1 protein-coding gene is annotated in these 1,534 nt (G+C 41.7%); it reads left to right on the top strand.

Annotation, left to right across the window (positions count from 1 at the left end):
* The first annotated feature begins 272 nt into the window (after positions 1-272).
* Positions 273-1,460: an acyl-CoA dehydrogenase family protein gene (locus tag GNE10_RS34405; RefSeq protein WP_185570493.1), complete on the top strand. Its 1,188-nt coding sequence runs from the start codon at positions 273-275 to the stop codon at positions 1,458-1,460.
* Positions 1,461-1,534 lie beyond the last annotated feature (74 nt).

The raw sequence follows: 1,534 nt of genomic DNA, 5'->3' as shown, positions 1-1,534 counted from the left end.
GTGTGGGGAGTGTGGGGAGTGTAGGGGGAAAGATTTCTTCCACATCCTCCCACACCTCCCACACTTCCTGCTTGCCCCATGCCCAATGCCCATCTTTAAAGTGTTCCATGTTCCATTTCCTCTGTTTAGTTGTAGGGTGAGTTTTGCTCACTCTACATTTCTCCTAAATTCTGCGTTTCATGGCAAATTGTGAGGAATAGGAATGTTGACATAGCAATCAATTGAAGACTTTATATTTGCTGGAATTACAAATTATAAAAGGATAATTTTTTATGGTGCTAGACATTACAAAACCAAAGGATTATGATTATATTGATATAGCAGCTTCATTATCTAAAGAACTCGCCCAATCGGCAGTTGAAAGGGATATTAAAGGCGGAGTTCCAGAAGAAGAAATTAATCGGCTGCGGGAAACAGGCTTGTTACCATTGGTTGTGCCTAAACAATATGGGGGAATTGGTGCAACATGGATTGATGCCTTAAAAATTGTGAGAAAACTGTCAAAAGCTGATGGTTCAATTGGTCAATTATATGGTAATCATTTGAATTTGACGGCTTTGGGTCATGTTTCTGGCACAGCAGCGCAAAAGGAAAAATATTATACTGAAACTGCTAAGAATAATTTGTTTTGGGCAAATGCTATTAATACGCGGGATACTAGGCTAAAAATTAGCCCAGAAGGTGAAAATTTTCGAGTTAATGGTGTTAAAAGTTTTGGTACAGGTATTGCTGTTGCAGATTATCGGGTATTCTCGGCTTTACAAGATGGTGTAGAATTACCCTTTATATTTATCATTCCTAAAGATAGAGAAGGTTTAATTTCTAATCAAGATTGGGATAATATTGGGCAACGTCGAACTGATAGTGGTAGCTATGCATTTAATAATGTTTTAGTATACAAAGATGAAATTTTAGGGCCACCAGAACCAGCGGATAATGCCTTCTCCACTTTTCTTGGTATTATTGCCCAGCTAACAAAAACCAACGTTTATCTAGGAATTACTAAAGGAGCCTTTGCTGCGGCTCGTGAGTATACCAAAACTAATACTCGTCCTTGGATTACATCAGGAGTAAATAGTGCTACTCAAGACCCATATATATTGCATAATTACGGTGATTTTTGGGTTGAAATTCAAGGTGCGATCGCTCTAGCTGACTCAGCAGCCGAAAAGGTACAAGCAGCTTGGGACAAGGATATAGCCCTGACTCATCAAGAAAGAGGAGAAGTAGCGATCGCAGTTTCCGCAGCCAAAGCCTTAGCTACCCGCGTAGGTATAGATATTACCAATCGGATCTTTGAAGTCACCGGAACCCGCGCCACCGCAACCAAATATGGATTTGACCGTTACTGGCGAGATTTGCGAACCTTTACCCTCCACGATCCCGTGGACTACAAATTACGAGCCATAGGTGATTGGCTACTCAACGACCAGCTACCGGTGATTACGCAATATTCTTAGGGCATGGGGCAAGCAGGAGGTGTGGGAGGATGTGGAAGAAATCTTTCCCCCCTCTCTCCCCACACTCCCCCATC

The organism is Nostoc sp. 2RC (genome assembly GCF_014222165.1).
Classification (GTDB): domain Bacteria; phylum Cyanobacteriota; class Cyanobacteriia; order Cyanobacteriales; family Nostocaceae; genus Nostoc; species Nostoc linckia.
This window is presented reverse-complemented; position numbering and strand designations above follow the sequence as displayed.

Coding starts and splice junctions, on each gene's coding strand:
- GNE10_RS34405 (WP_185570493.1), top strand. CDS start 273: ATGGTGCTAGACATTACAAAACCAAAGGATTATGATTATATTGATATA.